The 477-nt window shown below is 70.0% G+C and carries 1 protein-coding gene; it reads right to left on the bottom strand.

Translation table 11 applies throughout. The annotated features are described in order from the left end of the window. Nucleotides 1-100: 100 nt before the first annotated feature. Nucleotides 101-477 (bottom strand): TerC family protein (locus IF09_RS47830; RefSeq protein WP_030304445.1); only part of this gene is annotated, 377 nt, incomplete at its 5' end.

Below are 477 nucleotides of genomic sequence, written 5' to 3' on the forward strand. Positions count from 1 at the left end.
GTTGTTGTGCCCGTCGGAACCTCGCGCGGCACGCCGGTCATCTGCAGTGCGATCGAGGGGCCGGGGGCGGGGTGGCCCACTGGGGCGCCTGGGGGCGTGGTCATGGCGAGTCTTTTCCGTGCGGGCTGCGGTCGGCATGAGGCTGGTGGTGTGTGAGGTCGTCGTCGGCGGGAGGCCCGTGGGCTCCGCTGGTGCTGCCTGTGTCAGTCCCGACCGGCTGTTCCCACCTGTCGGTGGGCTGGTTCCGGGTGGCGATCAGGGACCAGGCGATGGAGACGGTGATCGTGACGGCGATGACGCCGAGAGTGAGGGGGATGGGGAGCTTGCCGACGGGGGTCTCGGAGAGGATGAGTTTGACGCCGGCGAAGGCGAGGAGGACCGCGAGGCCGTAGTGGAGGTAGGCGAAGCGGCGCAGGAGTCCGGCGAGGCAGAAGTACAGGCTGCGCAGGCCTAGGACGGCGAAGGCGTTGGCGGTCC

It is taken from the genome of Streptomyces katrae, from assembly GCF_000717655.1.
GTDB classification, from domain to species: Bacteria; Actinomycetota; Actinomycetes; order Streptomycetales; family Streptomycetaceae; genus Streptomyces; species Streptomyces katrae_B.